Annotated in this window: 13 protein-coding genes and 1 pseudogene; 5 read left to right on the forward strand and 9 right to left on the reverse strand. The window is 68.6% G+C overall.

Going from position 1 to position 16,163, the window contains the following annotated elements; genetic code table 11:
• Window positions 1-198 precede the first annotated feature (198 nt).
• Entirely contained in the window at window positions 199-948 is a 750-nt protein-coding gene (locus QH290_RS05015) for an anti-sigma factor (RefSeq protein WP_280382099.1), read from the reverse strand.
• Entirely contained in the window at window positions 941-1,609 is a 669-nt protein-coding gene (gene sigK / locus QH290_RS05020) for an ECF RNA polymerase sigma factor SigK (protein WP_280382100.1), read from the reverse strand. The genes QH290_RS05015 and sigK overlap by 8 nt, the downstream gene beginning before the upstream one ends.
• Window positions 1,610-1,773: 164 nt before the next feature.
• On the opposite strand from sigK, the gene dcd reads away from it, so the two are divergent.
• Entirely contained in the window at window positions 1,774-2,367 is a 594-nt protein-coding gene (gene dcd, locus QH290_RS05025; protein WP_280269117.1) for a dCTP deaminase, read from the forward strand.
• A gap of 142 nt (window positions 2,368-2,509) precedes the next feature.
• Window positions 2,510-3,550, forward strand: coding sequence for a fused (3R)-hydroxyacyl-ACP dehydratase subunits HadA/HadB (locus QH290_RS05030; RefSeq protein ID WP_280382101.1), 1,041 nt, complete (start codon window positions 2,510-2,512; stop codon window positions 3,548-3,550).
• Window position 3,551: 1 nt separating this feature from the next.
• On the opposite strand, the gene QH290_RS05035 is transcribed toward QH290_RS05030, so the two are convergent.
• The 4 genes from QH290_RS05035 to QH290_RS05050 all read right to left on the reverse strand — a co-directional run bounded on the left by QH290_RS05035 (window position 3,552) and on the right by QH290_RS05050 (window position 7,225).
• On the reverse strand, window positions 3,552-3,929 hold the full coding sequence (locus tag QH290_RS05035; protein ID WP_280382102.1) for a hypothetical protein: 378 nt from the start codon (window positions 3,927-3,929) through the stop codon (window positions 3,552-3,554).
• 38 nt (window positions 3,930-3,967) lie between these two features.
• Window positions 3,968-4,807, reverse strand: coding sequence for a helix-turn-helix domain-containing protein (locus QH290_RS05040; RefSeq protein WP_280269114.1), 840 nt, complete (start codon window positions 4,805-4,807; stop codon window positions 3,968-3,970).
• Window positions 4,808-4,889: 82 nt separating this feature from the next.
• Window positions 4,890-6,542: a purine-cytosine permease family protein gene (locus QH290_RS05045; RefSeq protein ID WP_280269113.1), complete on the reverse strand. Its 1,653-nt coding sequence runs from the start codon at window positions 6,540-6,542 to the stop codon at window positions 4,890-4,892.
• A gap of 131 nt (window positions 6,543-6,673) precedes the next feature.
• Window positions 6,674-7,225 carry a YdcF family protein gene (locus QH290_RS05050; protein WP_280269112.1) on the reverse strand — a complete coding sequence of 184 codons (552 nt, stop codon included), beginning with the start codon at window positions 7,223-7,225 and terminating at the stop codon, window positions 6,674-6,676.
• Between the two features lie 260 nt (window positions 7,226-7,485).
• On the opposite strand from QH290_RS05050, the gene QH290_RS05055 reads away from it, so the two are divergent.
• Window positions 7,486-8,808: a UDP-glucose dehydrogenase family protein gene (locus QH290_RS05055; protein WP_280269111.1), complete on the forward strand. Its 1,323-nt coding sequence runs from the start codon at window positions 7,486-7,488 to the stop codon at window positions 8,806-8,808.
• A gap of 162 nt (window positions 8,809-8,970) precedes the next feature.
• Window positions 8,971-10,323, forward strand: coding sequence for a DUF7159 family protein (locus tag QH290_RS05060; protein WP_280382103.1), 1,353 nt, complete (start codon window positions 8,971-8,973; stop codon window positions 10,321-10,323).
• Window positions 10,324-11,003: 680 nt separating this feature from the next.
• Here the strand turns inward: QH290_RS05060 and QH290_RS05065 are convergent.
• The 3 genes and pseudogenes from QH290_RS05065 to QH290_RS05075 form a co-directional block, all read right to left on the reverse strand.
• Window positions 11,004-12,299 (reverse strand): annotated as a pseudogene (locus QH290_RS05065) (YibE/F family protein); the annotation flags it as partial.
• Between the two features lie 312 nt (window positions 12,300-12,611).
• Window positions 12,612-13,871, reverse strand: a complete 1,260-nt coding sequence (locus QH290_RS05070) for a pyridoxal phosphate-dependent aminotransferase (protein WP_425301862.1) — start codon at window positions 13,869-13,871, stop codon at window positions 12,612-12,614.
• A gap of 94 nt (window positions 13,872-13,965) precedes the next feature.
• Window positions 13,966-15,300, reverse strand: a complete 1,335-nt coding sequence (locus QH290_RS05075) for a helix-turn-helix domain-containing protein (protein ID WP_483244090.1) — start codon at window positions 15,298-15,300, stop codon at window positions 13,966-13,968.
• 254 nt (window positions 15,301-15,554) lie between these two features.
• Here QH290_RS05075 and QH290_RS05085 point away from each other — a divergent pair, with 254 nt between their 5' ends.
• A complete protein-coding gene (locus tag QH290_RS05085; protein ID WP_280382104.1) occupies window positions 15,555-16,004 on the forward strand; it encodes a hypothetical protein in 450 nt (149 codons plus the stop codon).
• Window positions 16,005-16,163 lie beyond the last annotated feature (159 nt).

The raw sequence follows: 16,163 nt of genomic DNA on the forward strand, positions 1-16,163 counted from the left end.
CGGGGGGGGCCATGCCGGGGTCATGTGCTGGACCATGCTGGGGTCATGCGCTGGGCATGCCGGGGTCATGCGCTGGGCATGCCGGGGTCATGCGCTGGGCATGCCGGGGTCATGCGCTGGGCATGCCGGGGTCATGTGCTGGGCATGCTGGGATTTGTCGTGGTGGGCATGCTGCGAGCTGGGGCGGGGTTTCGGTGGTCAGCCGAAGGCGAGGGAGCCGATGGGGGTGGTGGTCGGGGCGGGGGAGCCACCCTCCGGTTCGATCGAGACGGCTAGTTGGTCGTCGGGGGCGAAGGTGGTTACCAAAGGTGTTGTGGGGGTGGGTAGCCGGGTGAGGACGGCGGCGGATCGGGGCTGGCCGCCGGGTGGGACCAGCCACAGCTGGTAGACCCTGCCCGCCGGTGCCGCGGGGACGGCCTCGAAAGCCACTGCGGCCGCGCCCAAATCGGCCGACGCGTGGCCGGTCATGCTGCCGCCGGTGCTCAGCTCGATGGTCGCCGTGCGCGTATCCGATTGCTGCAGAATGCGTTCCGCGATCGGCGGGGTACGCGGATCCTCGCCGACCCACCTCGTCAGCGCGCCGACCCCGATGGCGACCGCCACCAGCGCGGCGGCGGCCGCGATCAGCCACCGCAGCGGTGGACGTCGCCGCGCGCGGGTGATCGGCGTCGGGACGGACCGCTCGTCGCGCGGTGCGTCGTCGAGGTGGGTCAGGATGCGGGCCTCCAGCTCCGGCGGCGCGGCCCGCGCATCGAGTTCCGACAGCGCACCCATGGTCTCGTGCACCTCGGCGACGATCTCGCCGAAGGCACGACCCGTCTCGGGCGCCGCGGCGGCGAGCCGTAGTTCGATCTCGTCGCGCTCCCGTTCGGACACGGCGTCGAGCGCGTACGGATAGGCCAGGTCGAGCAGCTCGCGGTTGTCGCCCGCCGGTGCGTTGTCAGGCATGGGACGTGGCTCCGGAAATGCAGTTGTGCAGCCGTTTCAAGGCGTCTCGCATTCGACTCTTGATGGTGGGCAGCGGCACGGCCAGGTGCTCGGCGACCTCGCGGTAGGTGCGACCGCTGTAGTACGCCAGCGCCACGGTCTCGCGCTGAATGCCGGTGAGCGTCTCCAGACAGCGCAGCACCGCCTGCTCCTCCAGGTGCTGCCCGGCCGTCTCCGCGACGACATCGTGGTCGCGGCCCAGGTGCGTATGCCCGTAGACCACATCGCGCGCGAAGGTGGTCCGGTCGGTGCGCACCCGGTCCACCGCCCGGCGGTGCGTGAGCATCATCAGCCAGCCGATCGGGGTGGACAGGCCCGGGTCGAAACGATCCGCCGACGACCACACCTGCAGGTACACCTCCTGCGCGACCTCCTCGGCGGTGTTGCGATTGCGCAATATCCGCAGCGCCAGGCCGAACACCCGCGGATTGGTGGCCCGATAGAAGTCGGTGAAGGCGTGTCGATCTCCGGCCCCGGTCGCGGCGAGCAGCTTGATCAGCTCGTGCTGGCCGTTGCCGCGACCGCCGCCCGCGCGCGGCGACGCCGGACAGGACTCGTCGGCGTCGTCCGGCCGCGCGGCGCGATGATGCCGCATCGACACGAATCTCGGGTCGCCGATCATTGGATCCTCCCGACCTCTACGCAGGGTCATTCGACATCCTGCGGCGACGGAGGCTCCCGACGAGAATTCCACAGAAGACCGGTCGCGTTGCTCGGTTCCGCGCAATGCGTCCGATTCCGTGCCCTCGACCGAGACGCCGCACGCCGCAGCATAGGATTCCCGACGTGCTGCTTTCAGACCGCGACATTCGTGCCGAGCTGGGTACCGGACGGCTCGCGCTGGAGCCGTTCGACGAGAAACTGGTCCAGCCGTCGAGTATCGATGTGCGCCTGGATCGAATGTTCCGGGTGTTCAACAACACCCGCTACACCCACATCGATCCGGCGCAGCGGCAGGACGAGCTGACCAGCCTGGTCGAACCCGGCGACGGGGAGCCGTTCGTGCTGCATCCCGGCGAATTCGTGCTCGGCTCGACGCTGGAGGTGTGCACGCTGCCCGACGATCTGGCCGGGCGGCTGGAGGGCAAGTCGAGTCTGGGGCGGTTGGGCCTGCTGACCCACTCCACGGCCGGATTCATCGATCCGGGCTTCAGCGGCCACATCACCCTGGAGCTGTCGAATGTGGCGAATCTTCCGATCACGCTGTGGCCCGGAATGAAGATCGGTCAGCTGTGCCTGTTCCGGCTGACCAGTCCGGCGGAGAACCCGTACGGGAGTAGCGCCGCGGGATCGAAATACCAGGGGCAACGCGGTCCGACGCCGTCGCGGGCCTATCTGAACTTCCCGCTCCCGGCCGTTCCGGAGCCGGACCGTCGGTGACCGAACGACTGTGAGGCTCGCCAGTACGCGGTGACGCGATCCTGGAGGCATTCCCACACCCGTCGTCTTCGTACACCAATCGAGGCCCCGCATCCGATAGTGTCCCGTTCGGGGCATTGTCGAGACAAGGGGCAGATTGACGGTGACGGTTGAGGTCGACGCGCCCGATGTGGCGTCGCAGGTCGGGCACTACTACCGGGTGGCGGGCAGCTACCGGGTCGAGCGGGAGAAGGTCCGCGAATACGCACGGGCGGTGCAGGATTGGCATCCCGCGCACTGGGACGAGGACGCGGCGGCCGCGCACGGATACGACGGGCTGGTCGCTCCGCTGACCTTCGTCTCCATTCCGGCGATGGCGGCCAACCGCAGCCTGTTCGAGAACGTGGTGGTCGGCTACGACATGTTCGTGCAGACCGAGCAGGTCTTCGAGCAGCACCGGCCGATCGTGGCGGGGGACCGGCTGAGCACCGATGTGGAGTTGTCCGCGGTGCGCCGGATCGCGGGCAAGGATCTGATCACCGTGACGAACACCTTCACCGACGAGGCCGGGGAGGTGGTGCACGTCATGCACACGACCGTGGTCGGGGTCTCCGGCGATGAGGTGGACCCGGGCATCACCGACGCCGTCGAGAACCTGATGGTGCACGACGTGAAGATGCTGGGCCGCCACCGCACGGCGGCGCAAGCCCCGTCGGGGGAGCAGCCGAGGCGACCGGAGGGGGAGCTGCCCCTCTCCGCGCGGGGCGCCACGCGGACCCCGCACACCGTCTCGTTCGACGATCTCGCCGTCGGCGCCGAGCTTCCGATCCGGGACGCCCGCCTGACGCGCGGCGATCTGGTCAATTACGCGGGCGTATCCGGGGATTCGAATCCGATCCACTGGGACGAACGTGTCGCGCGCCTCGCGGGACTGCCGGATGTGATCGCGCACGGCATGCTCACGATGGGCCTGGGAGCCGGATTCGTGTCCGCGTGGTCCGGCGATCCCGGGGCGGTCACCCGATACCGGGTGCGGCTGTCGAACACCGCGATCGTGTCGGCCCGCGAGGGTGGGCAGATCGAATACTCCGGCCGCGTGAAGTCGCTCGATCCGGACGACCGGTCGGGCGTCGTGGCCCTCGTCGCGAAGTCGGGCGGTCGCAAGATCTTCGGCCTGGCCACGGCCGACATCCGATTCCGCTGATCTAAGGGCTCGCGGCGCTGCGCGCTCGCCGGAAATGGTCGCGTGCCGAGCGCGGAAACCACAGCGCGGTCAGGACGGTCAGGGTGATCGTCCATCCGGCGATCAGGGCCAGGTGTACTCCGCTGGAGGGGAACAGGATCCAGACCACGAAGCGACCGGCGAACTGGGCCGCCAGTAGCACGGTCATCGTGATCCGGGCCCAGTCGCGGCCGCGGAGCAGTGGAAGGATGAGGGCGGCGTACAGCGGGGCGCTGATCAGGTGGTAGATCGTGCCGACGTTCCAGCCCACGGGCGGTACGAGGTTCACGATGATGTGGTTCAGCGCGTGGATACCGACGCCTGCGGCGGCCACGCGGACCGATGGTGGCGCTCCCGCCATGGCGGCCGTCCTTTCGCGTCCCGGGGACAGCCGAAATGCTATGGGCGGCCGGTCCTGTCGATATTGGACGAATGGGACATCGCCTGGATGCGGGACGGTGTGGTGGCGGCGAAGCGCTGGAAGTCTCGGTGCAGATGAGACTGGTCGTAGTAGCCGAGTTCGTGCGCGAGGCGGGCCAGGTCCGCGGTCTCGGCGCGGGTCAGCGCGGTCAGTGCGGCCGAGAAGCGCATCAGCGAGCCGTAGGTCTTCGGTGACAGTCCGGTCCGATCGGCGAAGCGCCTGCTGAAATGTCTTCGGCTCCAGCCGTATTCGTCGGCGAGGTCGGAGATCGGCAGCGTTCCCCGGGTATCGCGCAGGCGCCGCATCGCGTCCGCGACCATCTCGTCGCGGTCGGTCGGCGAGCGTGGTCGCAGGTAGTCCGATACCAACCGGAATCGCGTCGTCCAGTCCGTGGTGTCCGCCAGGCGGTGGGCCAGCCGCTGGGCCGACGGGCCGAGCAGAGTCGTCAAATCGACTGCGCTGTTGCGTAATTCGTGGAGCGGCACGCCGAGCAGGCGGCGCGCGGCCAGGGGATCCAGTAGCAGCTGAACGCTGACCATTCGCCCCGCGTGCTCGGCCGTCCCGCCCCGATCGTGCGGGCCCACGACCAGGGGAGTGGGTTCGATACGCCGCCCGTCGAAGACGCCGTCCAGCGCGAACACGATCTTCACCGTCCCGCCCGGAATCTTCCTGCGCCGCACCGGTTCGGGCTCGTGCACATCGAACCCGAAGCACCCCAACACCTCGAGCCCGCGAAACACCTGGGGAGAACTGTGCACAACATGGCGCGCGCCGACCTGATAGGTCCCGCGCACCTCGGCAAGCCGATCCCCGCTCACCTCCTCACCGTACGCATTCCGGCCGAAATGCGAACGCCGCGTCGACCGGATGGCCGAACGCGGCGTCCGAAGGATCTAATCCCTACTGCCCCTGGCGTTTCGGCAGCACGTGTGCGCCGGACTTGTCGGTCGACAGGGCCAGGGAGCTGATGTACTGGATCTCGCCCTCCGGGCCCGGGACCGCCGAGGCGATCATGTCGGGGCGCTCGAATTCCAGGCCGGTGACGGCGCAGGGCAGCGTCTGGCCGGACGGGTTGCCGTGTTCGTCGAACATCGGCAGGTCGATGCCGTCGTCGGTGCGGCGCAGGTAGTACCTGCCCTTGGTGGCGACGGCCGTCAGCGGCGTGGCGACGAAGGCGATCACGACCGCGACGATCGGCGAGTACGGCTTCAACGCCTCACCCAGCAGGCCGAAGAAGCACATGATCGACAGCACCGCCGACAGGCCGAAGCCGACCAGGCCGACCGGGTTGAAGTCGTAGAGCATGCCGCGCCGGAACTCCGGCTGCTTCGGCGAGATCTTCAGCAGGTACTTGTTGACCGCGATATCCGTTGCGACCGTGACGATCCAGGCGATGCCGCAGTTGGCGTAGAACCCCAGGATGTCGTTGAGGAAGTCGAACATGTTGGCTTCCATCAGGATCAGCGCAATCGCCAGATTCAGGCCGAGGAACACCAGCCGCCCCGGGTAGGTCTTGGTGACGCGGGTGAACGAGTTCGTCCACGCCAGCGAGCCCGAATACGCGTTGGTCACATTGATTTTGATCTGGCTGATGACCACCAGCACCACCGCCAGCGTCATGGCCAGCCAGGACGGCACCATATCGCGGTAGATCTCCAGGAACTGGTGCACCGGCTGGTTCGCGATATCCTGCGCCCCCGGCAGGCTCGCGATCAGATACACCGCCAGGAAGAGTCCGACCACCTGTTTGATCGCGCCGAAGATCACCCAGCCCGGCCCGGCCAGCAGCATCCAGCTCCACCATTTGCGGGAATTCTCCGGCGTTTTCGGCGGCATGAAGCGCAGGTAGTCGATCTGCTCGGCGATCTGGGCGATCAGCGACAGGCACACCCCGGCGGCCAGCAGCGCGCCGGTGATGCTCACCCCGGCACCGTCCTTACCGCCGTAGGCGAAGAAGTCCCCGATCGAATCCGGGTGGCGCACTACGAGAAACAGGAACGGCAGCACCATCAGCAGCAGCCACAGCGGCGTCGTCCACACCTGCAGCTTGGCCAGCGTGTTCATGCCGTAGATGACCAGCGGGAAGATGATCAGCGTCGACACCAGATACCCGAGCCACAGCGGGATGTGCAGGCCCAGCTGCAGGCCCTGCGCCATGATCGAGCCCTCGGTGGCGAAGAAGATGAAGGTGAACGAGGCGAACACCAGATTGGTGACGACCGACCCGTAATAGCCGAATCCGCTGCCGCGGGTGATCAGGTCCAGGTCGATGTTGTACCGCGCGGCGTAGTAGGACAGCGGGAATCCGGTGAGCATGATGAGGACGGCGAAAATGCCGATCCCGACCAGGGCGTTGCCGGTGCCGTTGGCGATACCGACATTGGCACCGATGGAGAAATCGGCCAGATAGGCGATGCCGCCGAGCGCGGAGACGCCGACGACGGCCGGGCTCCACTTGCGGTAGCTGCGCGGCGCGAAGCGCAGCGTGTAATCCTCCAGCGTTTCCTTCGTCGCCGCGACGGAGTTCGTCTGGCGGGTTTCTACGTCGACCACAAATACTCCTCAATCCGGCTCTCAACGAGCAGGCTCGAAGAGTGAGGGTCGTGGGTGAATGTAGAGTCGGCTTTTCCGGCCCGTTACGGATCCGTTACGTCACATCATCCCAGGATGTGGGACGCTATCGCTCAGCAATCCTCCACGGCCGCCTTGGCGTATCCCACGGACTGGTACGCGAAGTTGTACACCCACCGCCCGAGCGAGATCGGCGGATGCGCGTCGACCAGCAGAATTTCCCCGTCCCAGCACTTGCCGAGCACGTACCGCGCCCGGGATATGTGCGGTGTCCACGTCACCACGATCACCCGTTGCCAGCCCCCGGCCCGTGCCCGTGCCGCCAGCTCCAGTCCCTCGCCGCGTGTGGTGCGCGGCTCCGGATCGAAACATTCGACCCGAAAGCTGTACCCGCCGTGGCAGATCCGGTTCATCCGCGGGCTGTGCTCGTACGGATCGGAGAACACCACCACGGGCGCGTACCCGTCGCGCGCCAGCCGCAGGCCCAATTCCTCCCGCCCGTCGTGCGCCCCGCCCAGCACGACGATCGCATCGGCCCGGGCGGGCGCGTCCGTCCGCGGCCGCACATACACCGGCCACAACCCCGCCACCACCACCGCGATGCCCACCCCCAGCACCCCGGCCACCCGACCCCACCGCCTCCACACCCACCCGATGCTATCCACGACCGAATCCCCGCCCGCCACCATCCGCGAATGCGGCCCGCCAGCTTTCATACCCGCAGCCGCCATCCGCGGATGCGGCCGGGCAGCTTTCATACCCGCAGCCGCCGTCTGCGGTGTGGTCGGGCAGCCTTCATACCCGCAGCCGCCATCTGCCGGAAGTGGCGCTTGTGAGCTGCGGGTTTCCACTTGTACATCCGATGTTGCCCGGGCACTCGCCCAGATGATGCGGGGTGGCCAACCGTGGCGCTTACCAATCGATCATGCGTCTCACGGTTTTCGGGACAGGGTATCTAGGGGCGACGCATGCGGCGTGCATGGCGGAGCTCGGGCACGAGGTGGTCGGGGTGGACATCGACCCCGGCAAGGTCGCGAAGCTGTCCGACGGGGTGGTGCCGTTCTACGAGCCCGGGCTCGAGGATGTGCTGCGCCGGAACCTGGACGCCGGGCGGCTGCGCTTCACCACCTCCTACGAGGAGGCGGCCGCGCACGCCGACGCGCATTTCCTCGGCGTCGGCACGCCGCAGAAGAAGGGCGAGTACGCCGCCGACCTCAAATACGTACACGCCGTGGTGGATTCGCTGGCGCCGATGCTGGAACGCCCGGCCGTCATCATCGGCAAGTCCACCGTTCCGGTCGGCACGGCGGTGGAGCTGGGCAGGCGCGCGCGGGCCGCGGCCCCCGTCGACGTCGAGGTGGCGTGGAATCCGGAATTCCTGCGCGAGGGCTTCGCCGTCCAGGACACGCTGCGGCCCGACCGCCTGGTGCTCGGCGTCGACCGGGACCGCGAGAACACCGGCTGGGTCGAGGATCTGGTGCGCGAGATCTATGCCGACCTGCTCGCCGCCGAGGTGCCGTACCTGCTGACCGACCTGGCCACCGCGGAACTGGTGAAGGTCTCCGCGAATGCCTTTCTGGCAACGAAGATCTCGTTCATCAACGCGGTCTCGGAGGTCTGCGAGGCCACCGGCGCCGACGTCACCGTGCTGGCCGACGCGCTCGGCTACGACGCCCGCATCGGACGCCGATTCCTCAATGCGGGACTGGGTTTCGGCGGCGGCTGCCTGCCCAAGGACATCCGCGCCTTCATGGCCCGCGCCGGGGAACTCGGCGCCGACCACGCCCTGGCGTTCCTGCGCGAGGTCGACAACATCAACATGCGGCGCCGCGCGAAGGTGGTCGACATGGCCGCCAGGGCCTGCGGCGGATCGCTGCTCGGCGCGAATGTGGCCGTCCTCGGCGCCGCCTTCAAGCCGGAGTCCGACGACGTGCGCGACTCCCCGGCGCTGAACGTGGCCGGGATGATCCAGCTGCACGGCGCGGTGGTCACCGTCTACGACCCCAAGGCACTGGAGAACTCCCGCAAGGTCTTCCCGACGCTGAACTACGCCACCTCGATCGCCGAGGCCTGCGAGCGGGCCGATGTGGTACTCGTGCTCACCGAATGGGCCGAATTCACCGCGTTGGGTCCGCAGGATTTGGAACCGGTGGTGCGGGCCCGCTCCATCATCGACGGCCGCAACTGTCTCGATCGCGCCGCCTGGCGCGATGCCGGATGGGTGTACGCGGGGCTCGGCACGTCGTAGTGTGTCGGACAGGTACAGTGACCCACACGCCCGCGGCGCGCGCGAAGCCCCGCGCAGACCGCAGCGGACACAGTGTGAAGCGACGCTGGCCATCCGTGTTTCGAAGAGGAGAGGCGGCGGCCTCGCGCGCACGTCGTGGAGTTGAAACGAGATGGGCAGCAGATGAGTTCGGTACTGGGAGTCTCGGTGGGGGCCGGCGCCATCCGCGTCGCACGGCCGCATGCCGGGAATTCCGCCGAGCACTTCGCCCCCGATCGTTTCGACCTGAAGGCGACCCAGGTCGGTGAGCAGCGGCTCGAGGAAGTGGCCGCCGAGGCCGTCGCCACCACCCTCGCCGCCGCCCCCGATATCGCCGCCACCGCCGTGGCCTACCGCTCCGAACAGCAGGCCCGCACTGTGCGCGGTGCGCTGGCCCGCCGCCAGCTGACCAACTACGAGCTGGTGCCGGAAGTCGTAGCGGCCGTGGAGTTTCTGCAGGCGGCCGGGGAGCTGACCGGCCTGCGCACCATCGCCCTCTATGACCTGGGCAGTTCCGGGCTGTCGGTGAGCGTCGTCGATGTCGCCACCCGGCAGGCCACCTACAGCGAGCGCACCAGCGATATCAGCGGCGACTACCTGGATTCGCTGATTCGCGAGCAGCAGATCGCCTCCGGCCGGATCGCGCATCCGCCCGACCCGGCCGGTCTGGCCGAGCTGGACGCGCTGTGCCGCCAGGCCAAGGAGCAGCTGTCCGCGACCACGGCCGTAGCGCTGCCCTCCGAACACGGCCTGGTGCTGCTCTCCCAGGAGAACCTCGAGGCGCTGATCACGCTGGCCGTCGAGTCCTCGGCCCGGATGACCCGCGATGTGATCATGCGGTCCGAGCAGGCGGTGCAGGCGGTGGTCGTGATCGGCGGCTGCGCCGAAATACCGCTGGTGGCGCGGGTCCTGGAACGGTGGCTCGGGATGCCGGTGCGGGTGCCGGTGCATCCGGAGTCGGTGATCGTGCGCGGCGCCGCGCTGCTGGCCCGGCCACCCCAGCCGGTCGCTTCGCCGACGGCCTTCGAGCCCGAGACCGAGCAGCTCGCCCCGGTGTGGCTGGCGGACGGCGCCCCGGCGCGCCGGAAGGCCGCCGCGCGCGGACGCGACCCGATGCGGGAGCTGGCGCACGGGCGCCGTCGCGAGCTCAGCGTGGCGGGCGTCGCCGCGGGCGCCCTCGTGGTGGTGGCCGCCCTCGGCCTGGGGCTGGGCTGGGGTCCGCAAGTGCTGCAAGGGGATTCGCACAGCAATTCCGCCCCCAGCTCGGCCGTCACCACCGCCCCGCGCCAAGCCGCCCTGGAACCCTCGGTCGCCCCGCCCCCGGTCGACGCCACCAACGCCTCGGTCGCCGCGCCGCCGCCGGTCTGGCAGCCGACAACCACCGAGGCCGCACCCCCACCCCCCAACCCGAACACGATCCTCGTCCCGGGCCTCCCCCCGATCGTCGTCCCCACGATCCCCCCGCTGTTCCCCCCACCCGCCCCCCAGCGCCGCTGACCATCTCGGTCGCTCCCCCTCGGTGCTGCGGATTCATCCCGGCCAAAAGCATGCCGGGATAAGAAGTGCAGCGCACGCCGCGGTGACGAAAGGCGGCGCATGCGGCGGGGTCGAAGTGCGGTGCGTGCTGTGGTGTCGAGGTGTGGTGCGTGCTGCGGGGTCGAAGTGCGGCTCATGTCGCGGTGCCGAGAAGGATGCTCGTGGCCGGGGGCGCCGCGTGGTGTTTGCCCTGGGTGGGCGAGTGGTGCTCTTGCCGGGGGTGAGTTCGGTGGGTGGGGAGTGGTTGGTGCTCAGTAGGGGGTGTTGTCCGGAGGTTGTGGTCGGCCTGGGCTTGTATTCCGGGGCTCTGCGGGGCGGCGGGTCCGGGGGGTGTGGCGGTTGGGTGGGAATCGTTCGTCGGGGTAGGGGGCCGCTGGGTCCGGGCTGGCGTGCCGGGGGGTGCGGCGCTGGTCGGCGTGCGGGGAGGGGTGGTGCTCGGTGGACGTGCGCGCGGGGGCGTGGTCGGGGCGGTACGCCTGGAGGCCGTCGGGTGGGGTGTCGGCTTCGGAGAGGTCGTCGTCGGATCGGTATGGGGAAATGTCTGCGGGGGGTTGTGGACGCTTCGCGGGTCGGGCGGGTCCGGTATTCGCCCGGCCGCGCGACCCGGTCTCCGGTTCGGTTCGCCGAGCCACCCGCGTGCCCTTGGCGTGGCGTGAGCGCCGGGGCGCGACCGGAACCGGTGCGGGCTTGCGGCCGAAGGGCTTGGCCAGCAGCACCGCGATCATGGTGGTCAGCGGCACCGACAGCGCCAGGCAGATGCCGCCGACCGCCGAGCGGGTGATCTCGATCGCCACCGCGTCGCCGGTCAGCACATCGCGGAACGACCGGCCCGCCACCGAGAACAACAGCAGCAGCGGCAGCGCGCCACCGGCATACGCCAGGACCAGCGTGTACACGGTGCTGGCGATGTGGTCGCGGCCGACCCGCATGGCGGCGGCGAAAACCTCACGGCGCGAGGCCGCTTCGTCGAGGGCGGCCAGCTCGAAGGCGGCCGACGCCTGGGTGATGGTGACATCGTTGAGCACACCGAGCGAGCCGATGATGAATCCCGCCAGCAGCAGCCCGGTAATGCTCACGTGCTGCAGATACGTCGCGACGTTGGCGTTCTGCTCCTCCGACAGCCCGGTCACATGCGTCGCCTTGAGCACCACCCACGACAGCACCGCCGCCAGCAGCATGGCGCTCAGCGTCCCCAGCAGGGCCGAACTCGTCCGCAGATTCACCCCGTGCGCGAGATACAGCACCGCGTACAGGATCAGCGATCCGGCCACCAGCGCGACCGGCACGGCCGGTTTTCCGTCGAGCAGGGCGGGCAGCAGGAACATCACCAGCACCCCGAACGCGAATCCGAGCCCGAGTACCGCGCGCAGCCCGCGCCAGCGCGCCACCGCGACGATCACCACGACGAAGGCCGCCGCGATGATCGTCAGCGGCAGCCCGCGCGCGTAGTCGTCGAAGGAGTACATGGTGGTGCCGCCGGGATCGGCCTGCCGGACGATCCGGATGTCGTCGCCGACGCGCAGATCCGGTTGGCCCGGCCCGGGCGCGATCTCGAAGAGTGTGTGCTTGCCCTGGTCCGGTCCGGACTCGATGGCGATCAGGCTGCGCTGGCACTGGTAGGCGCCGTTGCGCGGCGGATTCGGGGTGTCGTCGAACACCTTGCCGTTGGACAGGCTGCCGCACGCCCCGATGTCCTGCATCGTCACCGTGCCCGCCTCGGTGTGCACGGCCCCGCCCCCGCCGTTCTGCATCGGCAGCGGAATCTCGACGTGCTGATGGCTCGGCCACAGCCAGACCATGCCCGCCAGCACCAGCACCCCGATGCCGGTCAGCAGCCCGACCACGACCCGCGCCGCGGTAGCACCGATCGCAATGGGTCCGGAGTGATCGTGGTGATGATGGTGGTCGCTCACCCGCGCGAGCCTAACGAAAACCATTGCCGGTGTGACGATCGAGCAGTACGTAGCTGCGTTGTCGCTCGGTCTGCCCAAAAAGCGGAGGTGCGGGGCTGGGAGGGGCGGCGGAGAGCAGGGGGATGTCTCCGCCGCCCGGGGATTCGACGCCCAGGGGGGTAGGCGGTCGAACCCGGGACCGAGCGGCCCAGGGGGGTAGGCGGCTCGGCCGGGGCACTCTCAGTGCCAAGGACCACTGTACACAAATGGCCGTTCTTTGCGCTAGCTAAGTCTTCAAAAACCGATGTTTTTCGTACTCACGGTCTGTTTCCTGGCCCGATGAGGTTCCGGCCGGAATCACTGCCGGTAGCCGGCCAGAAAGTTGCCGAATCGCTCGATCGCCACGGACAGATCCCGCGCCCACGGCAGCGTCACGATCCGCAGATGATCGTGGTACGGCCAGTTGAATCCGGTGCCCTGCACCATCAGGATCTTCTCCTGCAGCAGCAGATCCAGGATCAGCTTGGCGTCGTCGTGGATCTCGTGCACCTCCGGATCCAGCCGCGGGAACGCATACAGCGCGCCCTTCGGCTTCACGCACGACACCCCGGGGATCGTGTTCAACTTCTCCCAGGCCACATCCCGCTGCTCGAGCAGCCGCCCGCCCGGCAGGATCAGGTCCTCGATGCTCTGATGGCCGCCGAGGGCCACCTGAATCGCGTGCTGCGCGGGCACATTCGGGCACAACCGCGAGGAGGCCAGCAGGTCGATGCCCTCCAGGAACCCGGCCGCGTGCTCCTTCGGCCCGGTGATCACCAGCCAGCCCGAGCGGTAGCCCGCCACCCGATACGCCTTGGACAGGCCGTTGAATGTCAGGCACAGCAGGTCGGGCGCCAACGTCGCCAGCGAGATGTGCTTGGCGTCGTCGTAGAGGATCTTGTCGTAGATCTCGTCGGCGAGCAGCAGCAGCTGGTGCTTGCGCGCCAAGTCGACGAGCTGCTGCAGCACCTCCGCCGAGTACACCGCGCCCGTCGGATTGTTCGGGTTGATCACCAGCAGCGCCTTGGTCCTGTCGGTGATCTTCGATTCGATATCGGCGACATCGGGCTGCCAGCCGGTGGACTCGTCACACAGATAGTGCACCGGGGTGCCGCCGGCCAGGCTGGTCATCGCCGTCCACAGCGGATAGTCGGGCGCCGGGATCAGCACCTCGTCGCCGTTGTTCAGCAGCGCCTGCATGGTGACGGTGATCAGCTCGGAGACGCCGTTGCCCAGGTAGACGTCGTCGACGTCGAACTCCGGGAAGCCGGGGACCAGCTCGTAGCGCGTCACGATCGCACGCCGCGCCGACAGGATGCCCTTGGACTCCGAATACCCCTGCGCATACGGCAGCGCCGCGATCATGTCGCGCATGATCACATCGGGCGCGTCGAATCCGAACGGCGCCGGATTGCCGATATTGAGCTTGAGAATCCGGTGCCCCTCCGCCTCCAGCCGCGCCGCATGCGCGTGTACCGGCCCCCGGATCTCGTACACGACGTTCTGGAGCTTGGTCGACTGCTCCAGCGGCCGCGGGGGCTGGTGATGTGACTGACTGGTAGGGCTCACCTGTCCAATGGTGCCAGTTGTCGGCAAGGAGATATCCGCCCAGTCATCCCGGCGTCGTTCCCGCGCCGGAATGACGGGTCTCGAGCCTCCGCACGGGTCGGCGTCACGATTCGCCGCCCGCGGGGATCATTCCCCGCACACTGGCTCCGCAGAACTCCTCGATTCGCTCGTCGAGGTTGCGGGCCTCGACGACGTCGCGGAACTGGGGGGTGGCGATGCGTTCGCGGACCCCGGCCAGGCGCTGTTCCAGCTGGGCGATGCGCTTGTCCTCGGCCAGCGTCAGGACCGGTTGCAGGGCCTCGGCGGCGCCGTCGAGGCTGCCGTTGATCAGGTGGGCCGTCGCGTTGTCGACCCGGGCCAGCGATTCCGCGCCGTAGGAGCGCTGCTCCTCGGGACCGTCCGCGTACAGGTCGATCGCGCGCTGCGTCGCCTGCAGCGCCGGGGCGGCCTGGCCCAGGTGGATGTAGGTGGCGCCGGCGTAGTACTGGCTCTTCGGCTCGTTGAAGCCGAAGACGCCGCCCACCTCGTCGTGCAGGTCGTCGGTGGTGGTGGTGTCGCGGGCGGCGTCGGCGGAGCGGATGCACCGCTCGGTGCTGTCGGGGCTGCCCAGCTTGGCCCAGATGCGGGCCTCGATATTGTGCAGCCGCACCCGTGCCGTCGCCGACTCGGCGTACTGATGCCCGCTCTGCGCCAGCACCACCGCGCGGCGCGGACGCTGCGAGCCGTACTCGATCAGCGCCTGCATGCCGCGGGTCCACGCGCGTAATCCGTTGTGCCCGCACAGTTCCGCGTAGGCCCAGGCGGCCCGGGCCTGCTCCCCGGCGGCGTCGTGATACCCGAGGTCGGTGCTGGCGTTGGCGAGCAGGCCCGACAGCGTACCGGCCAGCAGGTACAGATGCGTTGTGTCCGAGGGCCTTTGGCGCCCTTCCAACAACCTGTATACCCGCCTGCGCACGCGCAGCATCTCCACCATCATCGGAACCGGCGGTACGTGCACATAGTCGTTGGCGATGCGCATCACGTCGGCGTCGAGCTGCTCCAGAGCGGTGGCACCCACATTGGTGGTCTCGGCCCGACCGGCGTGCTCGCTTGCTTCGTGTGCAGCCGCCATGATCAGATCCCTCTCCGAAATCTCGGCTAACGCATCACCTCTCATCGCACCGGTGTCAACTAGTGCCAAAAGCTCCGCGTCGCTCGAATAGATGGCGTGCGCCGAATTACCAAGGCGCACTTCGTATTCAGGCGCGGGTCGATCGATGAGTGGCTGATCGATCAACGCCGCGAACCGTGCCCGCACTACTTCGTCGGACCTGGCAAGAGATGTGTCGAGCGCGGCCTGATTGACCGGTCGGGGATGGACCCGCAGGCCGCCCGCCTCCCACTTCGAGACCAGCCGCTCGTGCACCCCGAGGTGGGCCGCGAACTCTCGGATACTCATCCGCTTGGCATCGCGGAGGGCGCGGGCTTCCTTGCCTGACCACTGCCGGACCACGATGTCATCCCTTCCGCGCGAACTCCGTTTCCAGGGTACGAGCGAGTAGTGATCGCGGCCACAGCCGAAACCGAGCTGGTATACGCGGTTTTCCGGCTTGTGAGGCAGAGGCAGCGGAAGGGCAGCGCAAGGCGGGTGTGTGGGCGTTTCACTTCGGGCGCGGAGACGAGAAGCTGAGAGGACGATCGAGGGAGCTCGCCGTGAACGTGGAGAAACTCAGGACCGTCGAGGATTGGGTGGCGTTCTATCGGCACGAGTTCGGCCTGCCGGCGAACGAGCGCGGCGGTTTCGTGATGCTTCCGATCACCGGTCGCATCGGCATTGTGCACCTGCCCACCGTGCGCGCCGAACGCGTCCGCGACTCCCTCACCGAACAGGGCATGGCCGGTCCGATGCTGGCCCGCCAGATCCGCTGGAGCTTTCTGGTGGTGCCCGACAGTCGTCCCGGCACGCAGGTGCTGGACGTGCTCAACCGCCTGGACATCGGCATTCCCGCCATCGGAAGTGCCGTGATGTTGCCGACCGGTCTCGGCCGCTGGACCCGGGAAGGGTGCCGCTGGGTCGTTCCGCCGAGCCGCGACAACAAACTCCCACCGCTGTCGGTGGTCATCACGACCGCCCTGGCGGTGGGAGGCGGGGGCGAGGGCTGACCGCAGACCGGTCCTCGTCACCCCCGCGGCCGGGGGGGGCGCCCCCCGGGGGCGGCCGGGGGGGGCCGCGGGGGGGGGGGGGGGGGGGTGGGGATACAAAAAAAGGTGGGGGAGCCCCCCGGACCCGACGGAAGACTGCTTCCAATCGGTCCCGGGTGA

The organism is Nocardia wallacei (assembly GCF_029869545.1).
GTDB classification, from domain to species: domain Bacteria; phylum Actinomycetota; class Actinomycetes; order Mycobacteriales; family Mycobacteriaceae; genus Nocardia; species Nocardia wallacei_A.